At 73.5% G+C, this 24195-nt stretch carries 27 protein-coding genes; 16 read left to right on the top strand and 11 right to left on the bottom strand.

The window, feature by feature from the left end:
* The coding region (locus tag RYN42_RS12360) for a PAS domain-containing protein (RefSeq protein ID WP_315096536.1) at positions 1–1707 on the top strand (1707 nt) is incomplete at its 5' end.
* 50 nt (positions 1708–1757) lie between these two features.
* Here the strand turns inward: RYN42_RS12360 and RYN42_RS12355 are convergent.
* Both RYN42_RS12355 and RYN42_RS12350 read right to left on the bottom strand, forming a co-directional pair.
* The gene (locus RYN42_RS12355; protein WP_315096534.1) at positions 1758–3530 is read right to left on the bottom strand and encodes a DEAD/DEAH box helicase; all 1773 of its coding nucleotides are present in this window, start codon (positions 3528–3530) and stop codon (positions 1758–1760) included.
* Positions 3531–3800: 270 nt separating this feature from the next.
* Positions 3801–4214, bottom strand: a complete 414-nt coding sequence (locus RYN42_RS12350) for a CoA-binding protein (RefSeq protein ID WP_315096532.1) — start codon at positions 4212–4214, stop codon at positions 3801–3803.
* A gap of 102 nt (positions 4215–4316) precedes the next feature.
* On the opposite strand from RYN42_RS12350, the gene RYN42_RS12345 reads away from it, so the two are divergent.
* The 8 genes from RYN42_RS12345 to RYN42_RS12310 all read left to right on the top strand — a co-directional run bounded on the left by RYN42_RS12345 (position 4317) and on the right by RYN42_RS12310 (position 9996).
* On the top strand, positions 4317–4916 hold the full coding sequence (locus RYN42_RS12345; protein WP_399552476.1) for a CDP-alcohol phosphatidyltransferase family protein: 600 nt from the start codon (positions 4317–4319) through the stop codon (positions 4914–4916).
* Between the two features lie 47 nt (positions 4917–4963).
* Positions 4964–5860 (top strand): DUF881 domain-containing protein, encoded by an 897-nt coding sequence (locus tag RYN42_RS12340; protein ID WP_315096530.1) that lies wholly within the window; start codon positions 4964–4966, stop codon positions 5858–5860.
* Positions 5857–6189: a small basic family protein gene (locus RYN42_RS12335; RefSeq protein ID WP_315096528.1), complete on the top strand. Its 333-nt coding sequence runs from the start codon at positions 5857–5859 to the stop codon at positions 6187–6189. The genes RYN42_RS12340 and RYN42_RS12335 overlap by 4 nt, the downstream gene beginning before the upstream one ends.
* 2 nt (positions 6190–6191) lie before the next feature.
* Positions 6192–7256 carry a DUF881 domain-containing protein gene (locus RYN42_RS12330; RefSeq protein WP_315096526.1) on the top strand — a complete coding sequence of 355 codons (1065 nt, stop codon included), beginning with the start codon at positions 6192–6194 and terminating at the stop codon, positions 7254–7256.
* Positions 7257–7397: 141 nt separating this feature from the next.
* Positions 7398–7862, top strand: coding sequence for an FHA domain-containing protein (locus tag RYN42_RS12325; protein WP_315096524.1), 465 nt, complete (start codon positions 7398–7400; stop codon positions 7860–7862).
* 25 nt (positions 7863–7887) lie between these two features.
* On the top strand, positions 7888–8652 hold the full coding sequence (locus RYN42_RS12320; RefSeq protein WP_315096522.1) for a MerR family transcriptional regulator: 765 nt from the start codon (positions 7888–7890) through the stop codon (positions 8650–8652).
* 69 nt (positions 8653–8721) lie between these two features.
* Positions 8722–9246 carry a bifunctional nuclease family protein gene (locus RYN42_RS12315; protein ID WP_315096519.1) on the top strand — a complete coding sequence of 175 codons (525 nt, stop codon included), beginning with the start codon at positions 8722–8724 and terminating at the stop codon, positions 9244–9246.
* 147 nt (positions 9247–9393) lie between these two features.
* Complete coding sequence (locus RYN42_RS12310) at positions 9394–9996, top strand: MerR family transcriptional regulator (RefSeq protein ID WP_315096517.1); 603 nt, start codon at positions 9394–9396, stop codon at positions 9994–9996.
* Positions 9997–10048: 52 nt separating this feature from the next.
* Here the strand turns inward: RYN42_RS12310 and RYN42_RS12305 are convergent, their stop codons facing one another.
* A complete protein-coding gene (locus tag RYN42_RS12305; RefSeq protein ID WP_315096516.1) occupies positions 10049–10813 on the bottom strand; it encodes a ParA family protein in 765 nt (254 codons plus the stop codon).
* Positions 10814–10890: 77 nt separating this feature from the next.
* Between RYN42_RS12305 and RYN42_RS12300 the strand changes: the two genes are divergently transcribed.
* From RYN42_RS12300 to RYN42_RS12290, 3 genes are all read left to right on the top strand, one after another.
* Positions 10891–11535, top strand: a complete 645-nt coding sequence (locus tag RYN42_RS12300) for an MBL fold metallo-hydrolase (protein ID WP_315096514.1) — start codon at positions 10891–10893, stop codon at positions 11533–11535.
* A 63-nt stretch (positions 11536–11598) separates the two neighbouring features.
* A complete protein-coding gene (locus tag RYN42_RS12295; RefSeq protein WP_315096512.1) occupies positions 11599–11769 on the top strand; it encodes a hypothetical protein in 171 nt (56 codons plus the stop codon).
* Positions 11770–11804: 35 nt separating this feature from the next.
* On the top strand, positions 11805–12305 hold the full coding sequence (locus RYN42_RS12290; RefSeq protein WP_315096510.1) for a GNAT family N-acetyltransferase: 501 nt from the start codon (positions 11805–11807) through the stop codon (positions 12303–12305).
* Positions 12306–12372: 67 nt separating this feature from the next.
* On the opposite strand, the gene RYN42_RS12285 is transcribed toward RYN42_RS12290, so the two are convergent.
* Genes RYN42_RS12285 through RYN42_RS12270 form a run of 4 tightly spaced genes read right to left on the bottom strand, consistent with a single transcriptional unit; the run spans position 12373 to position 16045 of the window.
* Positions 12373–12798 carry a DUF1801 domain-containing protein gene (locus RYN42_RS12285; RefSeq protein ID WP_315096509.1) on the bottom strand — a complete coding sequence of 142 codons (426 nt, stop codon included), beginning with the start codon at positions 12796–12798 and terminating at the stop codon, positions 12373–12375.
* Positions 12799–12812: 14 nt separating this feature from the next.
* On the bottom strand, positions 12813–15179 hold the full coding sequence (locus RYN42_RS12280; protein ID WP_315096507.1) for an excinuclease ABC subunit UvrA: 2367 nt from the start codon (positions 15177–15179) through the stop codon (positions 12813–12815).
* On the bottom strand, positions 15180–15590 hold the full coding sequence (locus RYN42_RS12275) for a VOC family protein (RefSeq protein WP_315096505.1): 411 nt from the start codon (positions 15588–15590) through the stop codon (positions 15180–15182). It abuts the gene before it with no gap.
* A 5-nt stretch (positions 15591–15595) separates the two neighbouring features.
* Positions 15596–16045 (bottom strand): helix-turn-helix transcriptional regulator, encoded by a 450-nt coding sequence (locus tag RYN42_RS12270; RefSeq protein ID WP_315096503.1) that lies wholly within the window; start codon positions 16043–16045, stop codon positions 15596–15598.
* A 67-nt stretch (positions 16046–16112) separates the two neighbouring features.
* Here RYN42_RS12270 and RYN42_RS12265 point away from each other — a divergent pair, with 67 nt between their 5' ends.
* The 3 genes from RYN42_RS12265 (at position 16113) to RYN42_RS12255 (ending at position 19474) form a co-directional block, all read left to right on the top strand.
* The gene (locus RYN42_RS12265) at positions 16113–18401 is read left to right on the top strand and encodes an LLM class flavin-dependent oxidoreductase (protein ID WP_315096501.1); all 2289 of its coding nucleotides are present in this window, start codon (positions 16113–16115) and stop codon (positions 18399–18401) included.
* A complete protein-coding gene (locus tag RYN42_RS12260; RefSeq protein WP_315096499.1) occupies positions 18398–18871 on the top strand; it encodes a heme-degrading domain-containing protein in 474 nt (157 codons plus the stop codon). Before RYN42_RS12265 ends, RYN42_RS12260 begins: the two co-directional genes overlap by 4 nt.
* A 90-nt stretch (positions 18872–18961) precedes the next feature.
* Positions 18962–19474 carry a hypothetical protein gene (locus RYN42_RS12255; protein ID WP_315096498.1) on the top strand — a complete coding sequence of 171 codons (513 nt, stop codon included), beginning with the start codon at positions 18962–18964 and terminating at the stop codon, positions 19472–19474.
* Positions 19475–19484: 10 nt separating this feature from the next.
* On the opposite strand, the gene RYN42_RS12250 is transcribed toward RYN42_RS12255, so the two are convergent.
* Positions 19485–20435 carry an aldo/keto reductase gene (locus RYN42_RS12250; protein WP_315096496.1) on the bottom strand — a complete coding sequence of 317 codons (951 nt, stop codon included), beginning with the start codon at positions 20433–20435 and terminating at the stop codon, positions 19485–19487.
* A gap of 209 nt (positions 20436–20644) precedes the next feature.
* On the opposite strand from RYN42_RS12250, the gene RYN42_RS12245 reads away from it, so the two are divergent.
* Complete coding sequence (locus RYN42_RS12245) at positions 20645–20989, top strand: RNA polymerase-binding protein RbpA (RefSeq protein WP_315096495.1); 345 nt, start codon at positions 20645–20647, stop codon at positions 20987–20989.
* A 16-nt stretch (positions 20990–21005) separates the two neighbouring features.
* Here RYN42_RS12245 and RYN42_RS12240 read toward each other — a convergent pair whose 3' ends face one another.
* The 3 genes from RYN42_RS12240 to RYN42_RS12230 all read right to left on the bottom strand — a co-directional run.
* Positions 21006–21788 carry a polyprenol monophosphomannose synthase gene (locus RYN42_RS12240; protein WP_315096493.1) on the bottom strand — a complete coding sequence of 261 codons (783 nt, stop codon included), beginning with the start codon at positions 21786–21788 and terminating at the stop codon, positions 21006–21008.
* Positions 21785–23350 carry an apolipoprotein N-acyltransferase gene (lnt, locus tag RYN42_RS12235; RefSeq protein ID WP_315096492.1) on the bottom strand — a complete coding sequence of 522 codons (1566 nt, stop codon included), beginning with the start codon at positions 23348–23350 and terminating at the stop codon, positions 21785–21787. The genes RYN42_RS12240 and lnt overlap by 4 nt, the downstream gene beginning before the upstream one ends.
* 445 nt (positions 23351–23795) lie before the next feature.
* A partial coding sequence (locus RYN42_RS12230; protein ID WP_315096490.1) for an amidohydrolase family protein occupies positions 23796–24195 on the bottom strand: 400 nt, incomplete at its 5' end.

The following is a 24195-nucleotide window of genomic DNA, read 5'->3' as shown; positions in this document are numbered from 1 at the left end:
CGCCGGACCGGCGTGGCGCCGCGCGAGACGTGGTGGCACGCCGTGGTCGAGCCCCTCGAGACGGCCGCCGAGCGCGGGACCGGCCCCAGCACCGCCGCGATGGCCCGCCTGGCCGACGTCACGGCTGCGATGCAGCCCCATCCCGAAGCGCTCGAGCAGCTGGTCACCTGCCTGCGCGGGGTCGAGGTCGACGTGGTGGAAGCGCTCTCTCGGCCCGAGCACGAGCTGGCGGTCCGACGGTCCGTCACGGAGGTGCTCCTGGCGCTCACGCGGGGGTGCACCCGCGCGATGATGGCCCGCAGCGGGCAGCTGGAGCGCACGATCGTCGACCAGTACGAGGTGGACATGGACCTCCTGCGCGGCGACGGTGCCAGCCCCAGAGCCCTCGGCTGGCTGCCGCGGGGCGTGCGGGGGCACGCGTGCCTCGGGCTCTGGCTCGGCGCCGACCGCGGGCCGGGCGACCGGGAGATGGAGATCGTCGGCGTGCACGACACGTCGGGCACCCTGTCGCGCCTCGTCGGGGTCCGCACGACGGCCAGCCAGTTCCCGCCGACGGCGCTGACGCGCGCGGGGACCGTCGGGTCCAACGAGCTGACGTTCGTCGTGCCCGTGACCTTCGGCGGCAGCGACTGGGGACTCCTGGCGATCGACGGCACGGTGGAGACGCGCGCGACGAGCGCGCGGGACCGGTTCAACCATTGGGCCGCGCTGCTCGCGGTCGCGCTCGACCAGGAGCGCCTGTTGGCCAACCTGCGCGAGCAGCGCCGGGCCCTGGAGCAGGCAGCCGCGCGGGAGCGGTCGTTGGCGGACACCGTGCGGGCCAGCGAGGAGCGGTACGCGCTCGCCTCCATGGCCGCGCACGACGGCACGTGGGACTGGGACGTCTCAGCGGGCACGGTGTACTACTCGCCGCGGTGGAAGCAGACCCTGGGGTACGACGACGACGTGATCGGCGACTCGCCGGGGGAGTGGCTCGAGCGCGTGCACCCCGCGGACCGCGACGAGCTGTCCGCGGCCATCGCCTCGCAGCTGGCCGGCGCCGGGTCGCCGCTGGAGCTCGAGCACCGCGTCCGCACGTCGTCGGGCGACTACCGCTGGATGCTCTGCCGGGCGGTGACCGTGCTGGACGACGCGGGCTGCCCGGCGCGCCTGGTGGGTGCGCTGGTGGACGTGACCGAGCGCAAGGAGCAGGAGATGGCGCTGCAGCGGGACGCGCTGCGGGACCCGGAGACCGGCCTGGTCAACCGGCTGCTCTTCCTGGACCGCCTGGGCGCCGCGGTGCTGCGGACGCGCCGGTCGCCCGGCTACGACTGCGCGCTCGCCCTGGTCCGCGTGCTCGACGGCGCCTCGGTCCCGACCCAGGGGCGACCGGACGGCGACGGTGACGCGCGGCTGGACCTGCACCGGGAGCTGGTCCGGCGGCTGCGGCGCCCGCTGCGCGAGGGGGACACGCCCGCGCGCATCGCGGAGGACGACTTCGTCGTGCTGCTCGACGACGTCGGCCCCGGCGGGGTGCCCAGCCGCCTCTCGCTCCTGCTCGACCAGCTGCGCCAGGAGCTGGGCTCCCGGGTGGCGGTCGGCGTCCTCGGCAGCATCCGCGGGTTCCGTGACGTCGCGGAGGTGCTCCGCGAGGCCGACATCACCCTGCTGCGTGGCGCGTCGCGGCAGGGCCGGCCCGAGTCGCGGCCCGGCTCCGTCCTGCGGTAGCACGACGCCCCTGCCTCCCGGCGGGAGACAGGGGCGCGTGGTGCCTGCGGTCAGCTGCGGCCGCGGGCCGGTCCGTGCGTCGGGCGCGAGGCGCCGTGACCCGGACGCGGTCCGGCGTCGAGCCGGATGCGCAGCGGGCGTCCGGCCACCCGCGTGCGGGCGAGCCGGTCGATCACGTCGGCGGACAGGCCGGCGGGGATGTCGACCAGCGCGAAGCTGCCGAAGATGTCGATCTTGCCGACGTCCTTGCCGGTCAGGCCGCCCTCACCGGTGAGCGCGCCCACGAGGGCGCCCGGCTGGAGACCGTCGCGGTGACCGACGGCGACGCGCCAGCGCGGCGAGCCCCCGGCGATGTGCGTGTCGGCCCGGCGGCGCTCGCCACGCTCCGGACGGTCGTAGCTCCGCTCGCCGTCGCGCTCCCGACCGCCACCGGTGAGGTGGGCGCGGGAGAGGGCGTCGTCGAGGTCGTCACCCTGGACGGCCACGGGGCCCTCGTCACCGACCGCCAGCGCGGTCAGCGCGGCGAGCAGCTCGAACGGGTCCACGTCGGGGTTCTGTGCCAGGTGCACGGCGATGGCCTCGCGGTACAGGTCCAGGCGGTCGAGCTCGGCGCGAGCACCTGTGCGGGCGAGCAGGGCCTGCACGCGGTGCGCGGACACCTCGGCGGGGGTCGGGATGTTCACCTGCTCGAGCGACTGGCGCGTGGTGCGCTCGATCTGCCGCAGGCGCGACTGCTCGGCGGGGGTGACGAACGACAGCGCCTCGCCCTCGCGGCCGGCGCGACCCGTCCGCCCGATGCGGTGGACGTAGATCTCCGGCTCGCGCGGCACGTCGAAGTTGACGACCAGGCCGATGCGGTCGACGTCGAGCCCGCGCGCGGCGACGTCGGTGGCCACGAGGACGTCGAGCGCCCCGGTGCGCAGACGGTCGACGATCTTCTCGCGCTCCGTCTGCGCGACGTCACCCGAGATGTACGCGGCGGAGATGCCCTTCTCGATCAGCGCGCTGCCGACCTCCTCGGCGGCACCGCGGGTGCGCACGAAGACGATGGCGGCGTCCGCCTCCGACACGGCGAGCACCCGGGCGAGGGCGCCCGTCTTGTGGCGGTGGGGGACGACGGCGTACGTCTGGCGGACGCTCGTGACCGTCGAGGCCTGGCGGGAGACCGTGATCTCCACCGGGCGCGTGAGGTGCGCCTCGGCGACGCGGCGGATGGGCGGCGGCATCGTCGCGGAGAACAGGGCGACCTGGCGCTCGCGCGGGGCGGCGGACAGGACCTTGTCGACGTCCTCCGCGAAGCCCATGCGCAGCATCTCGTCGGCCTCGTCGAGCACGAGGAAGCGGACCTGGTCCAGCTTCAGCGTGCGGCGCTCGAGGTGGTCGAGCACGCGGCCGGGGGTGCCGACGACCACCTGGGCGCCACGGGCGAGCGCGCGCTGCTGGGGCAGGAACGGGGAGCCGCCGTAGACGGCGAGCACGTTCAGGCCCGGCAGGTGGGTGGCGAACGACTGGATGGCGTCGGCGACCTGCATGGCCAGCTCACGGGTCGGGGTCAGCACGATGGCCTGGACAGCCGGCAGGTCGTAGTCGATCGCGGCCAGCAGCGGCAGGCCGAACGCGGCGGTCTTGCCCGTGCCGGTCTGGGCGACACCGATGATGTCGCGACCGCTCAGCAGGGCCGGGACGGCCTGCAGCTGGATGGCGGAGGGGATTGTGAAGCCGAGGTCGGCGATCGCGGCGTCGAGGGCGGGCGGCAGGCCGAGATCGGCGAACGTGGCGTCCGCGGGGACGTCAGAGGGCACAGCGGGCAGGGCAGAGCTCATGAAATGGGGAACCGATCATCGCGGGGCGGAGCCCTGAACCGTGCACCGGGACGGCGAACAGCGGGTCGCAGCCCCGGACCACCCAGTGGCAACCGCTCACGCGATGCCTAGACCACACGACGCGAGGCGGGCCCCGACCGGCTGAGCGGTGGTGGCGACGCCTCGAAGGGGGACGCGACGAACTCCAGATTCGTGGACCAGTCTAGCGGGCGGGTGTGCGCCACGGCACTGGGGCCGTGGGTGACGTCGCGCACAAGGGTCGCAGGGCTGTCACAGGCCGCGGCGGGGGCCCTCGATGGCCGGGCAGGTGTCCATCACGACGTCGAGGCCGGCCGCCCGCGCCCGCTCCGCGGCGGCCTCGTCGACCACCCCCAGCTGCAACCACACCGCACGGGCGCCGACGGCGATCGCCTGGTCGACCACCTCCCCGCACAAGCGGCTGTTGACGAAGACGTCGACCACGTCGATCCCGCCGTCGACGTCCGCGAGCGTGCGCACCCCGGCGGCGCCGTGCACGGGCTCGGCCCGAGGGTGCACGGGGACGATCTCGTGCCCGTGGGTCTGCAGGTACCGGGCCACCCCGTAGGCCGCACGGCTGGTGTTCGTCGACAGCCCGACCACCGCCCAGCGCCCGGGCGTGGTCAGCAGGCGCGTGATCACGTCAGGATCGTTGCGGTGCTCCATGCCAGAACTGTCGCACCGCCCGTGACGTGGTGCACCGCAGCGCGCGCCGTCGTCGCGGGCCGGTCCGCGCGCCGCATAGGATCGGCGCCGCCAGGACAGACGGTGACGGGGGAGGCAGTGACGAGCAACGACGTCGTCTCCTCGCGGGTGCTGACCGTCCCGAACGCCATCAGCCTCGCCCGCCTCCTGATGGTCCCCGTGTTCGCCCTCCTCCTGGCCCGCGAGCAGGACGGGTGGGCCCTCGGCGTCCTCGCGGTGTCGGGCGCCAGCGACTGGCTCGACGGCGTGCTCGCTCGCCGCCTGGGTCAGGTCTCGCGCGTCGGGCAGCTGCTCGACCCGGCGGCCGACCGCCTCTTCATCATCGTCACCCTCGTCGCCCTCGCCTGGCGGGACATCGTGCCCTGGTGGCTCCTGGCAATCCTCGGGCTCCGCGACGTGGTGCTCGCCGTCATGCTCGTCGTGCTGGCCCGTGCGGGGTACGCCCCGCTGCCGGTGCACCTGGCCGGGAAGGCGGGCACCTTCGCCCTGCTCTACGCGTTCCCGCTCCTGCTGCTCGCGCAGTGGGACTCGTGGGTGGGCGCGGTCGCCGGCGTGGCGGGGTGGGCGTTCGCACTGTGGGGTGTCGCCCTCTACTGGTTCTCCGCGGTGGTGTACCTCGCCCAGGCGCGCCACCTGCTGCGTGACGACGCGGACCGCGCATGAGCCGGAGGCACGGCCCCACGGAGCCGCCCCGTACCCCGGACGCGTCGATGACGCTGCTGACCGAGGTCTACCGGCGCCCGCTCGACCCCGGCTACGCCGAGGCCGCTGCGCGCCGCGACCAGGGCACCGCACCGCGCCGCGCGCGCCGGTCCACCGCCGGCATGCTGGTCCTGGCGATGGGGCTGGGGCTGGGCGCCACGGCGGCGTCCCTGGCGCTGCGGCAGCCCGCCGGCTCCGTGCTCGCCGCGCGTCAGCTGCTCGAGTCCCAGATCGAGGAGCGCAGCGCCGAGGCCGATGCGCTGCAGGCGGAGATCACCACCATGACGGAGGAGATCGCCGCGCTGCAGGAGGAGCTCCTGGGCGACGAGGGCGCGCCGGTGCGGGACCAGATCGAGGCCGACGCCGTCCAGGCCGGGGTCATGCCCCTGACCGGTCCCGGCCTGCGCCTGGTGCTCACCGACGCACCGACCGACAGCGACGACACCGAGGACCCCGAGCGGCGGGTGCAGGACGTCGACCTGCAGGTAGTGGTGAACGGCCTGTGGGCCGCGGGCGCGGAGGCGATCGCCGTCAACGGCCAGCGGCTCACCGCGATGACCGCCATCCGCAGCGCCGGCGCGGCCGTGCTGGTCGACCTGGTCGCCCTGAGCAGCCCCTACACCGTGCAGGCCGTCGGGGACGCCGTCCACATGCAGACCGAGCTGGCGCGCGCCACGGCGGGCCAGCACCTGGCGACGCTGCGGACGACGTTCGGCATCGGCGTCCAGGTGACGTCGCAGACCATGCTGGAGCTGCCCGGCACGGGACTGGTCACGCTGCGCTCGGCCCGGGTGCCGGAGTCGTCATCGGCTCCGACGGACGCCGAGGCGGGTGCGGCGAAGGGTGCGTCACCGGACACCGGTGTGGCAGGGTCTGCAGGTCCGACACGGAGGGACGGCACGTGATCGCAGTCATCGGTCTGGTCATCGGCGTCGTCGGCGGTCTGCTCCTGCAGCCCACCGTCCCGCTGGAGCTCCAGCCCTATCTCCCCATCGCCGTCGTGGCGGCGCTCGACGCCCTGTTCGGGGGTCTGCGCGCCCTGCTCGACGGGATCTTCGACGACCGCGTGTTCCTCATCTCGTTCCTGTCCAACGTGGTGGTCGCCGCGCTGATCGTCTTCCTGGGTGACCAGCTGGGCGTCGGCACGCAGCTGTCCACGGCTGTCGTCGTCGTGCTCGGCATCCGGATCTTCTCCAACGCGGCGTCGATCCGTCGTCACCTGTTCAAGGCGTGAGCGTGCACCAGCCACAGGACGACCGCGAGGAGAGCACCCCCGTCTCCTCGGAGGCGGCAGGCCCAGTGCCGGACGCGCGGGGGGAGCCCAACTCCCTTCCTCCGGTCGTGCCGGAGGATCCCGACCCGCTGCCGCCGGAGGAGCCCGACGACGCGACCCCGGTCGAGCCTGCGGAGCCCGACGTGGTGCCTGCGGCCAAGCCGGCCGACCTCGACCCCGATCCTCCGGTAGACCAGGACCCGCCGGACGAATCCCGCTCAGCGCCGACCGACACCGTCGAGGACGACGACCCCGCCGACCTCGAGCAGCCGCCCGCGCACGAGCCCGCGGCCCCCGCGGTGCCGCCGAGCGGGTGGGCGATGCTGGGACGCGCGCTGACACCGCGTGCCAACCGGGCGCAGCTGGTCGCGGGGCTGCTCTGCGCGGTCCTCGGCTTCGCCCTGGTGGCGCAGGTGCGGCAGTCGGGGGAGGCGGACCTGGGCGGCATGCGGCAGGGGGACCTGGTGCGCATCCTGGACGAGACCACGAACCGTGGCGACGCCCTCGCGCGTGAGTCGGCCGACCTGGCACGCGAGCGCGACGACCTGCTGTCCGGCTCGGACCGGCGCCAGGCTGCGCTCGACGCGCTGCGTCGCCAGGCCGAGACGCAGGGGATCCTCACCGGCCGCCTGCCGGCCGAAGGTCCGGGTGTCGTGGTCACGCTCACCGAGCCCGAGGGCTACATCAAGCCGATCACCATGCTCAACATGCTCGAGGAGATGCGCAACGCGGGTGCGGAGGCCATCCAGCTCAACGACCAGCGCGTCACGGCGAGCAGCGCCTTCACGGGGTCCGGCGGTGCGGTGGTCCTCGACGGCGTCGAGCTGGTCTCTCCGTACCGCTGGATCGCCATCGGGGACCCCGACATCATCGCGCCCGCCCTGCAGATCCCCGGAGGAGCGATGGCCCAGGTGCGCAACAACGGGGGCAAGGGGACCGTGGAGCCGGCCGACGAGCTCGTGGTCGACGCCATCCGCGTGGTGCCCGACCCCGTGTACGCGACGCCCGTCCCGCCGCAGGGCGATTGATCCGCATCTGCGCCGACGGGCACAGGACGTGGTGCGCGACGCAGGTGGCACGTGCTGCGCCGACCCGCTCGCTCCGCATAGGGTGTGCCTGACCCCGAGGAACGCCGGTGGTCGACGTGACAGACGGGCCCGGGAGGTGGCATGAGCGGCGAGGACCCGCAGGTCGGACGTCCCGCAGGCGGACCCGACACCACGATGAGCTTCGGAGCCATCGAGCCGGTCGAGATCGAGGCCTCTGCGCCCGTCGGGCTGACCCCGGACGAGGTCGCAGCGGTGCACGCGCTGCCGCCGACCTCGGCACTGCTGGTCATGCAGCGCGGGCCGAGCGCGGGTGCGCGGTTCCTGCTCGACGCGGAGCGGACGGTCGCCGGTCGGTCGACGGCCGCCGACATCTTCCTGGACGACGTGACGGTGTCCCGCAAGCACGCGGAGTTCGTCCGCGACGGGCAGACGTTCGTGGTCCGGGACATCGGCTCGCTCAACGGCACCTACGTGAACCGCTCGCGCATCGACCAGTCGGTCCTCCGGGCCGGCGACGAGGTGCAGATCGGCAAGTACCGCATGACGTTCCACCCCAGCCCGCACCGCGACACGGCCGGCGCGTGACCGGCCGTTCACGGGTGAGCGGCACGTGAGCAGCGGGCGCGCGCAGCGCTCCGAGGTACAGCCCGAGGCCGCGCCGGACGGCCAGCACGAACCGTGGCCCCGCGGCATCTCGCGGCGCGCGTCGATGCGCATCTCCGACGTGCTGGCCGCGCTGCAGATCGAGTTCCCGGCGGTCACCACCTCCAAGCTCCGCTTCCTCGAGGAGCAGGGGCTGGTCGAGCCGGTGCGGACGGCCGCCGGGTACCGGCAGTACTCCCCGGCGGACATCGAGCGACTGCGGTTCGTCCTGCGCCAGCAGCGTGACCGGTACATGCCGCTCAAGGTCATCGGCGACCGCCTGGCTGCCCTCGACGCCGGTGCGGAGGACGAGCCGGCTCCGCGGGCGCGCCTCGCGACGCGCGACGGCGTCCGGGAGACCGCCGGCACGCGACTGACCCTCGAGTCGCTCGCGCGCGAGTCGGGCGTCGACGCCGCCTTCGTCGAGGAGCTGGTCGCCGCGGGGGTCCTGCGCGCGCACCGGACTGGGTCGTTCGACCTGTGGGCACGCGAGGTCGTCGTGGCCGCGTCCGCGCTGGCCGAGCACGGCATCGACGCGCGCCACCTCCGCCAGTTCCGCACGTCGGCCGACCGGCAGGCGGACCTCGTCGAGCAGGTCGTCGCTCCGTGGCGCGGTCAGCGCAGCGCCTCCTCGCGGGCCCGGGCGGGCACCCTCGCGGCCGAGGTGGGGGAGCTGTGCACGCAGATGCACACCGCGCTCGTGCGCGCCGCCGTCGCCGACCTCACCCCGTAGCCACCTCGAGACACACCGGGGTGCCCACGGGGGGAGCCGGATCGCCGTGAGCGTCGTAGCGTGGGCGCCATGGGGGAGGACGCCGAGCTGGTGCCGGTCGAGGTCGTCGGGGTGCGTCAGCACCTGGCCGACGACGAGATCGTCGTGCTGCTCCTGGACCCCGACTCGGAGCTCCTCGTGCCCATCCTGATCGGTCCCTCGGAGGCGAGCGCCATCGCGTCCGCCCAGGCGGGCATCGTCCCCCCGCGCCCCATGACGCACGACCTCCTGCGCGACGTCCTCATCGCCGCCGGGTCGGGCCTGACCCGGGTCGAGATCACCCGGCTGGAGGACGGGGTGTTCCACGCCGCGCTGGTGCTCCGCACGGGACCGCGTGTCGACTCGCGCGCCTCCGACGCGATCGCGCTGGCGCTGCGCTTCGGCTGTCCGGTCCTGTGCTCGGCCGAGGTCGTCGCGGTGGCGGGCGTCGAGGTGCGGACCACGACGTCCGAGCAGGATCTCGAGCGGTTCCGGCGGTTCCTCGACCTGGTCACGCCCGAGGACTTCAGCACGGGGGCGGAGCCGGACGACGAGGGCGGTGCGGAGGGCCGTTAGTCCCACACCTTCGCGTTCAGGTTGAAGGTGAGACTCGCCCGCGGCGACACGCCCGGCGGGGCGTCATGGCGTCGGGAGCATCGCGGGCCTAGTCTGGCAAGCAGCCGGAGGAGATGTCCGCCGACCGGTGCGACGAGTGGAGGATTCGTGACCAGCAACGACAGTGCCGAGAGCGTCAGCGGGGCAGTGCCCCAGCGCGCTCAGGGCATGCTGTTCGACGACGACCTCCCCGACCTCGACACCGCCACCGGCTACCGCGGTCCCACCGCGTGCCGCGCCGCCGGCATCACGTACCGCCAGCTCGACTACTGGGCACGCACCGGCCTGGTGGAGCCGTCCATCCGACCGGCCACCGGGTCCGGCACGCAGCGGCTCTACAGCTTCCGGGACATCCTCGTGCTCAAGGTGGTCAAGCGGCTGCTGGACACGGGCGTCTCGCTGCAGCAGATCCGCACCGCGGTCAGCCACCTGCGGGAGCGCGGCGTCGACGACCTCGCCCAGATCACGCTGATGTCCGACGGCGCGAGCGTGTACGAGTGCACGTCCGCCGACGAGGTCATCGACCTGGTGCAGGGCGGTCAGGGCGTGTTCGGCATCGCCGTCGGCCGCGTCTGGCGCGAGGTCGAGGGCACGCTCGCCGCACTGCCCACCGAGCGCGCCGAGGACGACGACGAGATCCTCGCCCAGCCGTCGGTCCACTCGGCTCACGACGAGCTCGCGCTGCGACGCCAGGCCCGCACCGCCGGCTGACACCCGCACGCAGACGAGCGGTCGCCCTCCACGGGTGGCCGCTCTCGTCGTCTCAGTGGCGAGGCGCCCGCAGCGCGCGGTCGAGCAGGGCGTCGAACGTGCGCGCCAGCTCGGCGGCCGCCGCGCCGGGCCACGTGTGCACCGGCTGGGCCGCGCCCTGGGCCTGCTGGAGCGCCGCGCGTTCCGGCACCGGGGGAGTGAGCACCAGCGGGCCGTAGAGCGTCTGGAGCTCCTCCAGGCGGAACGCCTGCTCGATCGAGCGCGCCCGCACCCGGTTGACGACGATCCCGAGGGGCTGCAGCGCGGGGGCGGGTCCGCGGCGGAGCTCGTCGATGGTGCGCATGGCCCGACCGACCGCCATGACGGCGAACAGGCCCGGCTCCGTGACCACGAGCGCGCGGTCGCACGCCGCCAGGCCCGTCCGGGTGAGCCCACCGAGGGACGGAGGGCAGTCGACGAGCACCAGGTCGTACCCGTTCACCCACGACAGCGCGTACCGGAGCCGGTCGAGGTCGTCGTGCCCCAGCCGGTCGTGGGCGGCGGACCGCTCCGACCCGGCCAGGACGTCCAGGCCTTCGTCGGCCCAGGTGGACAGCACCGTCGCGGCCGCCATCGTGGCCTCACCCGGCTCGTCGAGCACCGAGGCGACGTCGCCCGACTGCGGGCGGGCACCGAGCGCCATGGTGCTGTCGCCCTGGGGGTCCATGTCGACGACCAGCGTGCGCAGACCCCGCTCGAGGGCCGCCGACGCCAGACCGAGGGTGATCGACGTCTTGCCCACGCCACCCTTGAGACTGCACACCCCGAGCACCAGCACGTGCGCAACCGTAGCCGGGCGGACGACCGGCGTCGAAACGCCGCGCACGTTCGCGCTGGTCAGGGGAGACTGACCGGATGAGCATCCGCCTGACCCGCTGGGGGCACGCCTGCATCCGACTCGACCGCGAGGACGACCGCGTCGTGATCGACCCCGGGGTCTTCTCGGACCTGCCGCAGGCGCTCGACGGTGTCAGCGCCGTGCTGGTCACGCACGAGCACCCCGACCACGTGGCCACCGAGCCTGTCGTCGAGGCGGTCCAGGGCGGCGTCGAGGTGTGGGCACCGCAGCCGGTGGTCGACGCCCTGGTGGCGGCGGGGGCGCCGGCGGCGCGCGTGCACGCCGTCCGTGCGGGCGACACGCTCACCGCGGGCGGGTTCGACGTCGAGGTGCTGGGGGAGTGGCACGCGCTGGTCCACGCCGACGTGCCGCGCGTGCACAACGTGGGCTACCTGATCGAGAAGGTCCTGCACCCGGGCGACGCGTACCTCGACCCGTCCGGGGCCGAGGTCGACGTCCTGTGCACGCCGATCGGTGCGCCGTGGCTCAAGCTGGGTGACGTGGTCGACTACGTGCGGTCCGTGCGACCGGGCCGCGTCGTGGTGGTCCACGACGCGCTGCTCAGTGCCATCGGACAGGGCATGGCCATCGGGCTGCTGGGACGGTTGGCGGGCGCGGGGGAGCCGATCTCGCTCGATCCGGGCGAGGGCATCGACGTCTGACTCGCCCCCGCTGTCGCAGCACGCCGCCCGCCCGTACCGTGAGCGCGTCGGAAGGAGACCATCGTGACGGAGTCCGTGGGGTCCGAGGTGCCTGAGGTGCCCGAGCTCGAGTACGACGAGACGGTGCCGCCTCGCCCGGAGGAGGAGATCGCCGACGCCGCCAGGTCCGTGCCGGACCCCGCCGGGCACGGCGGGACGCCGACGGACGCCCCGACGGCGCGCGAGCAGCGCTGACGGCTACGACGGTCGGCGTGAGGCATCCTGTGCACGTGCGTATCCAACAGGTGACGGAGAACGACTGGCGGCTGGTCCAGGGCGTGCGCCTGCGCGCCCTGCGGGAGGATCCCGACCACTTCGGGGCGTCGCTGTCACGCGAGGAGCGGTTCACGGAGTCGCACTGGCGGATGCGCCTTCGGACGTCGACCACCTGGATCGCCGTGGACGACGGCGACGTCGGCCGGGGGATCGTCACGATGATGCAGGAGCCCGGCTCGCCGGTGGACGACCGGCACATCGTCTCGCTGTGGGTGGCCTCGGAGGTGCGCCGCTGCGGTGTCGGCTGGTCGCTGCTCGACGCCGTGCGGACCGCCGCCGTCGGTGACAACGCACGCACGGTGTCGCTGTGGCTGCTGGACGGCAACCACGCGGCCGGCGACCTCGTGGTGCGTGCCGGCTACACCCGCACCGGTGAGCGCCAGGTGCGGCCGCGCGACCCGTCGCAGACGGAGGAGCGGTACGTGCTGACGCTCCGGGGCGCCCACTCCGCCTGAGCGCCCCGCGCGCGGGATCCCGCCTGGCGTAATGTCATAATGTGCATTATCGGCGGTAGGGCTGAGCTCAGCCGACGGCCTTCTTCACCAGCTCCACGATCCGTTCCTCGTCCGCGCCCGACAGGCCCGTGAGAGCGAACGCCGTCGGCCACATGGTGCCGTCGTCGAGGTTCGCCTCCTCGTTGAAGCCGAGCGTCGCGTAGCGCGTCTTGAACTTGGAGGCCGCCTGGAAGAACACCACGACCTTGCCGTCCTTGGCGTAGGCCGGCTGCCCGTACCAGGTCTTGGGCGCGAGCTGCGGAGCCGTGCGCGTGACGAGGTCGTGGATGCGCTCGGCCATCACGCGGTCCGCGTCGTCCATCTCGGCGATCTTGGCCAGCAGGTCCTTCTCGCCCTCGGCCGCCTTGCCGGAGCGCCGCGACTCCTTGGCGCGCTCCTTCATCGCGTCGCGCTCCTCGGCGGAGAACGCCCCCGCCTTCGTGGTCTCTGACATAATCTCTTCCCTTCTCAGGCGCCGACGTATGCGGCGAGATGCTGGCCGGTCAGGGTGGCCCGGGACGCGACGAGGTCGGCGGGCGGTCCCTCGAACACGACCCGCCCGCCGTCGTGGCCCGCTCCGGGACCGAGGTCGATGATCCAGTCGGCATGGGCCATGACCGCCTGGTGGTGCTCGATCACGATGACCGACCGACCGGAGTCCACCAGCCGGTCGAGCAGACCCAGCAGGTGCTCGACGTCGGCGAGGTGCAGGCCCGTGGTGGGCTCGTCGAGCACGTACACGCTGCCCTTCTCCCCCATGTGCGTGGCGAGCTTGAGGCGCTGCCGCTCGCCGCCGGACAGCGTCGGCAGCGGCTGGCCGAGGCTGATGTACCCGAGCCCGACGTCGACCAGCCGGCTCAGGATCGCGTGCGCGGCCGGCGTGCGGGCCTCCCCCGCCCCGAAGAACTCCTCAGCCTCCGTCACCGACATCCCGAGCACCTCACTGATGTCCCGGCCGCCCAGGTGGTACTCGAGCACCGAGGCCTGGAAGCGCTTTCCCTCGCAGACCTCGCACGGTGTCGCCACGCCGGACATCATCGCCAGGTCGGTGTAGATCACCCCGGCGCCGTTGCAGGCCGGGCACGCGCCCTCGGAGTTGGCGCTGAACAGGGCGGGCTTGACGCCGTTGGCCTTGGCGAACGCCTTGCGGATCGGCTCGAGCAGCCCTGTGTAGGTGGCCGGGTTGCTGCGGCGCGAGCCCCGGATCGCACCCTGGTCGATCGAGACGACCCCGGCCCCCGCGGGGATCGAACCGTGCACCAGGGAGCTCTTCCCGGAGCCGGCGACGCCCGTGATGACGACGAGCACCCCGAGCGGGAGGTCGACGTCGACCTTCCGCAGGTTGTTCGCGCTGGCCCCGCGGATCTCGAGGCGGCCGGACGGCGCGCGCACCGTGTCCTTGAGGACCGCCCGGTCGTCGAGGTGACGCCCGGTGAGCGTGCCGCTGGCCCGCAGGTCCTCCACGGTGCCCTCGAAGCACACCGTGCCGCCCGCCGTGCCCGCGCCCGGGCCGAGGTCGACGACGTGGTCGGCGATGGTGATCATCTCCGGCTTGTGCTCGACCACGAGCACCGTGTTGCCCTTGTCCCGCAGCTGCAGCAGGAGCGCATTCATCCGCTGGATGTCGTGCGGGTGCAGGCCGATCGACGGCTCGTCGAAGACGTACGTGACGTCGGTGAGCGACGAGCCGAGGTGCCGGATCATCTTGGTCCGCTGCGCCTCTCCCCCGGACAGCGTGCCGGACGCCCGGTCGAGCGACAGGTAGCCCAGGCCGATCCCGGTGAAGGAGTCCAGCAGGAGCTGCAGGCCGGTGAGCAGGGGCGCCACGGACGGCTCGTCGAGCTCCCGGACCCAGTCGGCGAGGTCGCTGATCTGCATCGCGCAGGCGTCGGCGATGCTCGTGCCGCGGATCTTCGAGGACCGGGCCTCCTTGCTGAGCCGCGTGCCCTCGCACTCCGGGCAGGTGGTGAAGGTAACGGCACGCTCCACGAAGGCGCGGATGTGCGGCTGGAGGGCGTCGACGTCCTTGGCCAGGAACGACTTCTGGAGCTTCGGGATCAGGCCCTCGTACGTGATGTTGATGCCCTCGACCTGGATCTTCGTGGGCTCCTTGTACAGGAGGGCGTCGAGCTCGCGCTTGGTGAACTGGCCGATCGGCTTGTCCGGGCTGAAGAAGCCGCTGCTCCGGAAGATCCGCCCGTACCAGCCGTCCATGGTGTAGCCGGGGATGGTGAGCGCGCCCTCGTTGAGGGACTTCCCGGCGTCGTAGAGCTGGGTGAGGTCGATGTCGTTGACCGCCCCACGCCCCTCGCAGCGCGGGCACATCCCGCCGAGCACCGTGAAGGTCCGCTTCTCCTTCGTCTCGCGGCCGGCGCGCTCGAACGTGACCGCCCCGGAGCCGCTGATCGAGGCGATGTTGAAGGAGAACGCCTGCGACGAGCCGATGTACGGCTTGCCCAGCCGGCTGAACAGGATGCGCAGCATCGCGTTGGCGTCGGTGGCCGTGCCCACCGTGGAGCGCGGGTTGGCGCCCATCCGCTCCTGGTCGACGATGATCGCCGTGGTCAGCCCGTCGAGCATGTCCACGTCCGGGCGCGCCAGGGTCGGCATGAACCCCTGCACGAAGGTGCTGTAGGTCTCGTTGATCAGCCGCTGCGAGTCCGCGGCGATCGTGTCGAACACCAACGAGCTCTTGCCGGAGCCCGAGACGCCGGTGAACACCGTCAGCCGCCGCTTGGGGATGTCGACGCTGATGTCCTTGAGGTTGTTCTCGCGGGCGCCGTGCACCCGGATGAGGTCGTGGCTGTCGGCCGGGTGCCGCGTGTCGGTGGTCATTCAGCTGAGCTCGTTGATGCGGACGAGGTTGCCCGCGGGGTCGCGGAAGGCGCAGTCGCGGACGCCGTACGGCTGGTCGGTGGGCTCCTGGACGACCTCGGCGCCACCGGCCTCCAGCTGCGCGAACACGCCGTCGAGGTCACGGGTGGCCAGCGTGATCGCCCCGTAGCTGCCCTTGGCCATCATCTCCGCGACGGTGCGGCGCTCGTCGTCGGTGAGCCCCGGCTCCGCGGCCAGCGGGTGCAGGACGATCGCCGGCGCCGACGGGTCGGCCGGGCCCACGGTGATCCAGCGCAGGCCCTCGTACCCGACGTCGTTGCGCACCTCGAAGCCGAGGACGTCGCGGTAGAACGTCAGAGCCGCGTCGGGGTCGTCGTGCGGGAGGAAGGCGTAGTGCAGGGCTAGGTCCATGAGGCTCACGCTAGGTGCGGGGCGGGGACGCGCGCTTCTCGATTCCTGACCGGTCTGGTCACCTGCTTGGCGACGCACGAGGGCATCCCCTCGGTCGCGGCGCCGTGCTGCCGGCGGTAGACGCTCGGCGGGATCCCGACCAGCTCGCTGAACCTCGTGCTGAACGTCCCCAGCGAGGAGCAGCCGACCGCGAAGCACACCTCCGTGACGCTGAGGTCCCCACGGCGCAGCAGAGCCATGGCACGCTCGATGCGGCGGGTCATGAGATAGGCGTACGGAGACTCGCCGAAGGCACGCCGGAATTCACGACTGAGATGCCCGGCGGACATGTGCGCACCCCGTGCGAGCGCCTCGACGTCGAGCGGCTGGGCGTACTCCCGGTCGATCCGGTCCCGGACACGACGCAGTCGCACGAGGTCGCTCAGGCGCTGGGGGTCTGCGGGACTGGGGGCCACCCGCCGATCGTGCCACGCCGCACCGTGCGGGAGTATAGTTGAAGGATCAATCACTGAGAGGACGCCCATGCCCGACTACGGCCACGACCTCGTCTTCGGCTCGTTCCTCACGCCGTCCGCCAAGGATCCGGCACAGGTCGTCGCCCTGGCGCGGGCCAGCGAGAGCGCCGGGCTGGACCTGGTCACGTTCCAGGACCACCCGTACCAGCCGGCGTTCCTCGACACCTGGACGCTGCTGTCCTGGGTCGCCGCGTCCACGGAGCGCGTGCAGGTCGCCGGCAACGTCCTGAACCTACCGCTGCGCCCACCGGCCGTCCTGGCGCGCGCCGCCGCGAGCCTCGACCTGCTGTCCGGCGGTCGCTTCGCGCTGGGGCTCGGCGCGGGAGCCTTCTGGGACGCGATCGTGGCCATGGGGCAGCCGCGGCTGACCCCGGGGCAGGGCGTGGACGCGCTGGAGGAGGCGCTGGACATCATCCGGGGCATCTGGGACGCCGACGAGCGCAGCCCGCTGCGGGTCCCCGGGACGCACCACCACGTGGACGGCGCGAAGCGCGGCCCTGCGCCGGCGCACGACATCCCCGTGTGGCTCGGGGCGTACAAGCCGCGGATGCTCGGCCTCGTGGGGCGCAAGGCGGACGGGTGGCTGCCGAGCCTCGGGTACCTGCAGCCCGGCGACCTGGCCGCGGGGAACGCCCGGATCGACGACGCCGCGCGGTCGGCCGGGCGTGACCCCCGCGAGGTCCGCCGCCTGCTCAACCTCGGCGGCGGCTCGTTCACGGGCACCGGCTTCCTGCAGGGCCCCCCGGAGCAGTGGGTGGAGGACCTGCTCCCCCTGGTGCTCGACGACGGCGTCGCCACGTTCATCCTGGGCACCGACGACGCCCGCACGCTCGCGGTATTCGGCGAGGAGGTGGCACCCGCGCTCAGGGACGCGGTGGCGACCGCCCGGTCGACGGCCGGGACGCCCACCGGTGCGGTCCGCCCGGTCGCGGTGCTGGCCAAGCGACGGGACGGGATCGACTACGACGCCCTGCCGGCGGCGCTGGCCGCTCGCGCCGTCGAGCCGGGCGACCGTGAGTACAGCAGCGTCCGGTCGTCCTACGTGTACCGCGGCTCCCCCGGGCTCGTCCTGCGGCCGCTGGACGAGCGGCAGGTGAGCGAGGCGCTGGTGTTCGCGCGCGCGCAGGGCGTGCCGATCGCGGTGCGCAGCGGCGGGCACGGCATCAGTGGCCGGTCGACCAACGACGGAGGCATCGTCATCGCCGTCGGCGCGCTCGACGGCGTCGAGGTGATCGACCGGGAGCGCCGGATCGTGCGGATCGGCGCCGGAGCGCGGTGGGGCGACGTCGCCGCGGCCCTGTCCCCGCACGGGCTCGCGATCAGCTCCGGGGACTACGGCGACGTCGGGGTGGGCGGACTGGTCACCGCCGGCGGCCAGGGCTTCCTGGGGCGCTCCTACGGCCTGACGCTCGATCACGTGGTCGCCGCGGAGCTGGTCCTTGCCGACGGTCGCCTGGTCCGCACCGACGCCGAGCACGAGCCCGACCTGTTCTGGGCGGTGCGCGGTGCGGGCGCCAACATGGGCATCCTCACCGCCGTGGAGATCGAGGCCGCCGAGGTGGGCAACGTCGTGCACGCGTCGATCCTCTTCGACGCGACGGACACGGCGGCGTTCGTCGCCGCGTGGGCGCAGCTGGTCGAGGACTCGCCCCGGGAGCTGACGAGCTTCCTCAGCCTCCTGCCCGCGCGGGGCCAGGACCCGGCGGTCGGGTACGCGATCGTGGTGTGGGCGAACGACGACACGGACGCCGCCGTGCCGGCTCTCGAGCGCTTCCTCGAGCTGGCACCGGTCCTCCAGCAGCGGGCGCAGCTGGTGCCGTACGCCGCGACCGTCGCCCCGCACCACGGCCAGCACACGGGCGGTACCGACAACGCCACCCGCGGCGGGCTGGTCGAGCACGTCACGCCGGAGCTGGCCGCGCTGCTGGCGGACCTGCTGGCCGCCGGCGACGCCGACATGGTGCAGCTGCGCGCGGTGGGCGGTGCCGTCAACGACGTCGACCCGATGGCGACCGCGTACGCGCACCGGACGCAGAACTTCTCCCTCCTCGCGTCGGCGCCCGGGAGCCGGCGTGCCCGGGTCGACGCCTGGTGGGAGCGCCTCGCGCCGCACCTGCGCGGTGTCTACCTCAGCTTCGAGACCAACCAGTCCGCCGCCCGTGTGGCGGAGGCCTTCCCTCCCGAGACGCTCGCGCGCCTCGTCCGCATCAAGGGCGTCTACGACCCCGAGCGGGTGTTCGACGGGAACTTCGGGTTGGCCCCCGACCTGGACGCCCGTGCTTCGATGACGTCATGAGCACCGACGACATCGCGGCCACGATCTCCCGGGTGGAGCAGCAGGAGCACGACCTCGTGTTCGCCACGTTCACGCACGACGACGCGTGGCGGCTGGGCTGCCTGCTGGTCGAGCTCGCGCAGGAGCGCGACCTGCCCGTCACCGTCGACATCCGGCGCGGGACGCAGCAGCTGTTCCACGCGGCCCGGCCGGGCACGACGCCCGACAACGACAGCTGGGTCCAGCGCAAGGTCCGGGTGGTCGAGCGGTTCGGGGCGTCCTCGTACCTCGTCGGTCTGCGCGCCGCGGCGAAGGGCACCACGTTCGCCGCCCAGCACGACCTGCCCCTGCAGGAGTTCGCGGCGCACGGCGGCGCGTTCCCGGTGCGGGTCCACGACGTCGGGATCGTCGGCGTGGTGACGGTCTCCGGGCTGCCGCAGGCCGACGACCACGCGCTCGTCGTCGAGGCCGTGACCGCCCACCTGGCCTGAGCCGCCCCCAGCCCGCCGGACGCGGGCCGGCGTCCACACCGCGGCGCCCAGGGGCCGCGCGGGTCGCCGTCGCGGCCGAGGCTGGCCCGCATGACGGAGCGCGGCGATCACGGCTGGTTCGACGAGGACTGGGACGACGAGGACGACGACACGTGGGAGGACCTCCCCCGGGCGGTCGACGGCGCGGGTCCCGACGACGACCTGCCCGACCCTCCGGGCGCGGTGCTCCGCACGGCCTCGGACGCCCTCGCGGTCCTGCTCGACCTCGTCGGCCCCGAGCGTGCCGGACCCCCGGCGCTCTGGTTCCTCCTGCTGGACGCCGACGACCACGTCCTGCCGGTCGTCCTGCCCGTCACGGACGTCCCGCTGCGTGCAGACCCGGACGTGGCCCAGCGGCTGCTCGCCGTGCTCGCGTCGGTGCTGGCGTCGGACGCACCGGGTGGTTCGGTGGTGATCGGTCTGGTCCGCGCGGCCGGCGGTGACCGCGGCGCGTTCGAGGCGTCCTGGGTTCCCGCGCTGCGCGGTGCCGGCGACGACCTCGGCGTGCCGATCTGGGCGGTCGTGGCGGTTGGCGAGCGTCGTGCACGCGTCCTGGAGTGGTGAGGTGGCGAGGTCAGGCCGTCGGGCCCGGCGCCGCCTCGTCGATGGCGGCGAGCTGTTCCAGGCTCGGCTCCCAGGCGATCGAGGCGATGTTCGCGCGCAGCTGGTCGGGCGTGCGGGCCCCGGCGATGACCGTGGCCACGGCCGGCTGGGCCGCGAGCCCGCCGAGGGCGAGGGTCGGCAGGTCGATGCCCCAGTCCCGGGCCAGCGCGTCGAGCGCCTCGATCCGGTCGAAGTCGGCACGTGCCAGCCGGTCGGGCATCCGGGTGAGCCGCGTGCCCTCGGGGGCGTCCTCGCCACGCCGGTACTTGCCGGTGAGCAGCCCGGACGCCAGCGGCACGTACGGGATCAGCCCCACGCCCACCTGCTCGAGCGCCGGCACCAGCTCCGCCTCGGCGCCGCGGTCCAGCAGGTTGTACCGGTTCTGCGCCGACACGAACGGCGTCGCGCCGGCCGTCCGCGCGCTCCAGTCAGCGTCCACCACCTGCCAGGCCGCGAAGTTGGACGAGCCGATGTAGCGGACCTTGCCCTCCGCCACGAGCTCGTGCAGCGCGGCGAGCGTCTCCTCGATGGGGGTGACCGGGTCGGGCGCGTGCATCTGCAGCAGGTCGACGTGGTCGGTGCGCAGGCGCGCCAGGGAGCCCTCCACCGCCCGCCGCACGTAGCGACGCGATCCCCGCACGCCCCAGTCGGCACCGTTCAGGCCGCGGGTGTCCATGCCGAACTTCGTGCCGATCACCACGTCGTCGCGCCGGGACCCCAGCGCGGCGCCGAGCAGCTCCTCGCTCTGGCCCGGGACGCCGCCGTAGACGTCGGCCGAGTCGAAGAAGGTGATCCCGGCGTCCAGCGCGGCCGTGACCAGCGCGGGGACGTCATCGGGAGCAAGTGTCGCGCCGAAGGTGTTGCACCCCAGGCCGGCCACGGAGACGACGAGGCCGCTGTCCCCGAGCTGTCGGAAGGACATGTCGGCCGGAGTGCGAGAGGCTGGTGGGGCGGGCGCGGGGACTGGCGCCGGGGAAGTGCTCACCCGGGCAACCCTAAGCCTCTCCCCCGCACACCACCCGCGTTCACGAGACCTTCACGTCCCCCTGGAACACTGGAGGGTCGCCCGCCGTTGACACCGGTGGAAGTTCTCACTCTCGACGGCCGTTCATCGGCACGGAGGTTCCCCAGATGGCAAACCGGTCCCTGCGCGGCATGCGCATCGGGTCCCACAGCATGGAGACGGAAGACGGCGTCGAGTTCGCCCCCCGCCTCCAGGCTCACTACGACTGCCCCAACGGGCACACCATCATCCTGCCGTTCTCGGTCGAGGCCGACGTGCCGGTGGTGTGGGAGTGCCGTTGCGGCGAGGAGGCTCTGCTCCGCGACGGGGTGCGGCCCGAGGCGAAGGCCGGCAAGCCGCCGCGCACGCACTGGGACATGCTCCTGGAGCGCCGCACGGTCGGCGAGCTGCAGGAGCTCCTGGACGAGCGCCTCGACCTGCTGCGGTCGGGCAAGCTGCGCCGCAGCGCCTGACCTTCTCCACAGGGCTTCAGACCCGAGATCGACGGAACGCTCCCGCCAGCCGGCGGGAGCGTTCTGCTATCCCCCACCGGGTGACGTTGACCAGCGCCTCCACGACGATGGCGCGGCTCATCTTCGACCGGCCGAGCTCGCGCTCCACGAACGTGATGGGGACCTCGACCACGCGTGCTCCGGCCCGGACCGCCCGCCAGGCCATGTCCACCTGGAAGCAGTAGCCCTGGGACGCGACGTCCTGCAGGGTCAGGTCGTCCAGGAGCGTGGCGCGGTAGGCGCGGAACCCACCGGTGGCGTCGTGCAGGGGGATGCCGAGCGCGATGCGGGTGTACGTGTTCGCCCCGCGCGAGAGCAGGAGCCGGCTCGTCGGCCAGTTCACCACGCTCCCGCCCGGCACCCAGCGGGAGCCGAGCACGAGGTCCGCGTGGTCGGTCGCCGCCAGCAGGGCCGGGAGGTCCTCGGCGCGGTGGGAGCCGTCCGCGTCCATCTCGACGACGACGTCGTACCCCCGCTCGAGCGCCCAGCCGAAGCCCGCCACGTACGCGGTGCCCAGACCGAGCTTGCCCGCGCGGTGCAGCACGTGGACCCGCTGCGAGCGCCCGTCGGCGGTCTCGGCCGCCTCCGCCTCGGCGATCTTCTCCGCCAGCTCCCCGGTGCCGTCCGGGGAGCCGTCGTCGACCACCAGGACGTCGGCCTGCGGGACGTGGGTGCGCAGGCGCTCCAGCGCACCCGGCAGGTTCTCGCGCTCGTCGTACGTCGGCACGACGACGAGCACCCGCTGCGCGGACTCGGTCATACGGCTGTCTCGATCCGGTCGGCGCGGCGCACCCGGTACGCCCCGGCCGCACCGGCGAGCACCACGCACACCGCGAGGGCGTCGATGATCCATGCGGGCCACGAGCCCAGCCTCGTCGCGGGCGTCAGCGTGTCGCGCAGAGGAAGGGTAGCCACCATCTGCTCCGCGGTGAAGAGGCCGGTCTGCTGGCTGACTACCCCGTTGGGCTCGATGATCGCGCTCACCCCCACCGTGGAGACCTGGACGGTGGCCCGCCCGTGCTCGATCGCCCGGATGCGGGACATGGCCAGCTGCTGCGTCGACTCGTCGGAGACGCCGAAGGACGCGTTGTTCGTCTGCACCACGAGCACCTCTCCCCCGGTGCGCACCGCCTCCCGCACGATCCCGTCGTAGGCGACCTCGAAGCAGATGACGTCGCCGATGCCGACGGTCCGCCCCAGCCGCACGGAGTCGAGCGGGACGTAGCCGGGCCTGTCGCCGGGGAGCATGTCCCGCGTCACCAGGTCGACCGCGGAGGAGAACTGCCGCACGAACGAGCGGATGGGGATGTACTCGGCGAACGGCGCGGGGTGCTGCTTGGAGTAGGTGGCACTCACGCCGGCACCGGGCTCCCAGAGGACCGCGGTGTTGTACCGCCCGCCCTCGGGCGGGTACTCGACCGTGCCGACGAGCATGGGCGCGCCGACCGCCTGGGCGGCACCGTCGATCAGGCCGGCAGCACCCTGGTCGACCTGGGGGTCGATGTCCGTGCCGTTCTCGGGCCACAGGACGAGGTCCAGCTGACCCGGCTCCACCTGGTCGAGCAGCGCGAGGGTGCCGGCCACGTGGTTGTCGAGCACGGCCTGGCGCTGACCGAACGCGTCGAGCCCTGTGCCGGGGACGTTGCCCTGGACCGCGCCGACGCGCAGGCCGCCGGTCTGCGCCTGCGTGTCGAGGGGGACGACGAGGCCGACGAGCAGGACGGCCAGCGCGACGGAGGCGGCCGCGACCAGCGGTCCGACGCTCAGGCGGCGCGCCTCCAGCACGACCCGGGCGAGCAGGACACCCACGATGACCACCGCTCCCGAGACCAGGGGCGTCCCGCCGAGGGAGGCCAGGGGGGCGAGCGGCGAGTCGGCCTGCGAGAACGCCAGCCGGCCCCAGGGAAAGCCACCGAACGGCCACGCGCCCGCCAGCTCCTCGGCGGCGACGAAGAGGATGGTGAAGACGACGACCTGGAGGCCGACGCTGCGCCACACCGCGTTGCCCCGGCGCGCCCAGCTCCAGGCGGCCCCGAACAGGGCGACGTACGACGCCTCGAGCGTGCTCAGCGCCAACCACGGCACCTCGCCGACGGCCTCGTCCGCCCACGTGATCAGGGGCGCGACGAACGCGAGGCCCCACAGCAGGCCGACGAGGGCGTTCCAGCGGGCGCTGTCCCGGCGCAGGGCGAGGTACAGGAGCGCCACGCCGAGGAACGCGGTGCCCCACAGGCTGGGGCCGGGGAACGCCAGCCGGGTGAGCACGCCCCCTGCGACGGCGAGGACGAGAGTCCACCAGCGGGCGGGTTCACGGGCGGGCACCCCTGGAGGGTACGTCAGCGGACTGAGCGCGACGGCCGGGCCGGATCGGGGCGCACAGCGGGTCTCAGAGCTCCGACCGACCGGCCCGCGTGTCCTTCGTACCGGTCTGCGTGCAGGCGCACGGACCGTTGTCTACTGAACACGCGGGCCCGGTCGGAGCCCTACCCCCTACCGCGGCCCCCCAGGCCTGGACGACGTCGTCGGGCATGTCGCCGCGGTGGATCTCCTGAGGAACCTACCGAGATCCACAGAGGTGTCAAGGCGGCGTCGGTGCAGGTGAGGGCCGTACCCGCAGGTCACCTGCGCACCATCGGTCCCGTCTGACCGGTTCGGCTCGGCGTGTCGCCGCGCGTGTCGGCGGATCCGGTCGAAGCGGGCGGATCCGGTCGGCGCCGAGGCGGCGAGACGGGGCGCGAATTTCACCCGCTCGGAGCACCGCACGGCCTCAGAGCGCGTCGTGCAGGACCACGCCGTCGCGGACCGTGCGCAGGCAGACGGGCGCCGGTGCGTCGGGCGCCAGGTCGGGCAGGAGAGGGATGCCCGCACGGGCGTCGGCGCTCCAGGAGGAGAACCGGCCCTCCGCCGCCTGCACCATCAGGTGCTCGGCACGCCAGACGGCGAGGTGCGCCGGCGAGCCCACGCGCAGCTCCCCCGCGCCCGTGTGGTCGAGCCCGGCCACCCGCCACCCGCCGCGCGTCGAGGCGCGGAATGCGGCGCGCGCGGAGATCCGCTGGTCGGCCGAGTGGTGCTGGACGGCCGCCCGCACACCCGCCCAGGGGTCCACCGGGGTCACGGGCGAGTCGGAGCCGAACGCGAGGGGGACGCCGGCGGCGGCGAGGTCCGCG

Source organism: uncultured Cellulomonas sp. (genome assembly GCF_963527515.1).
Taxonomy (GTDB): Bacteria; Actinomycetota; Actinomycetes; order Actinomycetales; family Cellulomonadaceae; genus Cellulomonas.
This window is presented reverse-complemented; position numbering and strand designations above follow the sequence as displayed.

Bases quoted from the DNA above. Each gene is read 5' to 3' on its own strand.
- RYN42_RS12245 (WP_315096495.1), top strand. From the start codon at position 20,645: ATGGCAAACCGGTCCCTGCGCGGCATGCGCATCGGGTCCCACAGCATG.
- RYN42_RS12280 (WP_315096507.1), bottom strand. From the start codon at position 15,179: ATGACCACCGACACGCGGCACCCGGCCGACAGCCACGACCTCATCCGG.
- RYN42_RS12250 (WP_315096496.1), bottom strand. From the start codon at position 20,435: ATGTCCTTCCGACAGCTCGGGGACAGCGGCCTCGTCGTCTCCGTGGCC.
- RYN42_RS12300 (WP_315096514.1), top strand. From the start codon at position 10,891: ATGAGCATCCGCCTGACCCGCTGGGGGCACGCCTGCATCCGACTCGAC.
- RYN42_RS12315 (WP_315096519.1), top strand. From the start codon at position 8,722: ATGGGGGAGGACGCCGAGCTGGTGCCGGTCGAGGTCGTCGGGGTGCGT.
- RYN42_RS12325 (WP_315096524.1), top strand. From the start codon at position 7,398: ATGAGCGGCGAGGACCCGCAGGTCGGACGTCCCGCAGGCGGACCCGAC.
- RYN42_RS12240 (WP_315096493.1), bottom strand. From the start codon at position 21,788: ATGACCGAGTCCGCGCAGCGGGTGCTCGTCGTCGTGCCGACGTACGAC.
- RYN42_RS12285 (WP_315096509.1), bottom strand. From the start codon at position 12,798: ATGTCAGAGACCACGAAGGCGGGGGCGTTCTCCGCCGAGGAGCGCGAC.
- RYN42_RS12350 (WP_315096532.1), bottom strand. From the start codon at position 4,214: ATGGAGCACCGCAACGATCCTGACGTGATCACGCGCCTGCTGACCACG.
- RYN42_RS12255 (WP_315096498.1), top strand. From the start codon at position 18,962: ATGACGGAGCGCGGCGATCACGGCTGGTTCGACGAGGACTGGGACGAC.
- RYN42_RS12355 (WP_315096534.1), bottom strand. From the start codon at position 3,530: ATGAGCTCTGCCCTGCCCGCTGTGCCCTCTGACGTCCCCGCGGACGCC.
- RYN42_RS12260 (WP_315096499.1), top strand. From the start codon at position 18,398: ATGAGCACCGACGACATCGCGGCCACGATCTCCCGGGTGGAGCAGCAG.
- RYN42_RS12275 (WP_315096505.1), bottom strand. From the start codon at position 15,590: ATGGACCTAGCCCTGCACTACGCCTTCCTCCCGCACGACGACCCCGAC.
- RYN42_RS12265 (WP_315096501.1), top strand. From the start codon at position 16,113: ATGCCCGACTACGGCCACGACCTCGTCTTCGGCTCGTTCCTCACGCCG.
- RYN42_RS12340 (WP_315096530.1), top strand. From the start codon at position 4,964: ATGACGCTGCTGACCGAGGTCTACCGGCGCCCGCTCGACCCCGGCTAC.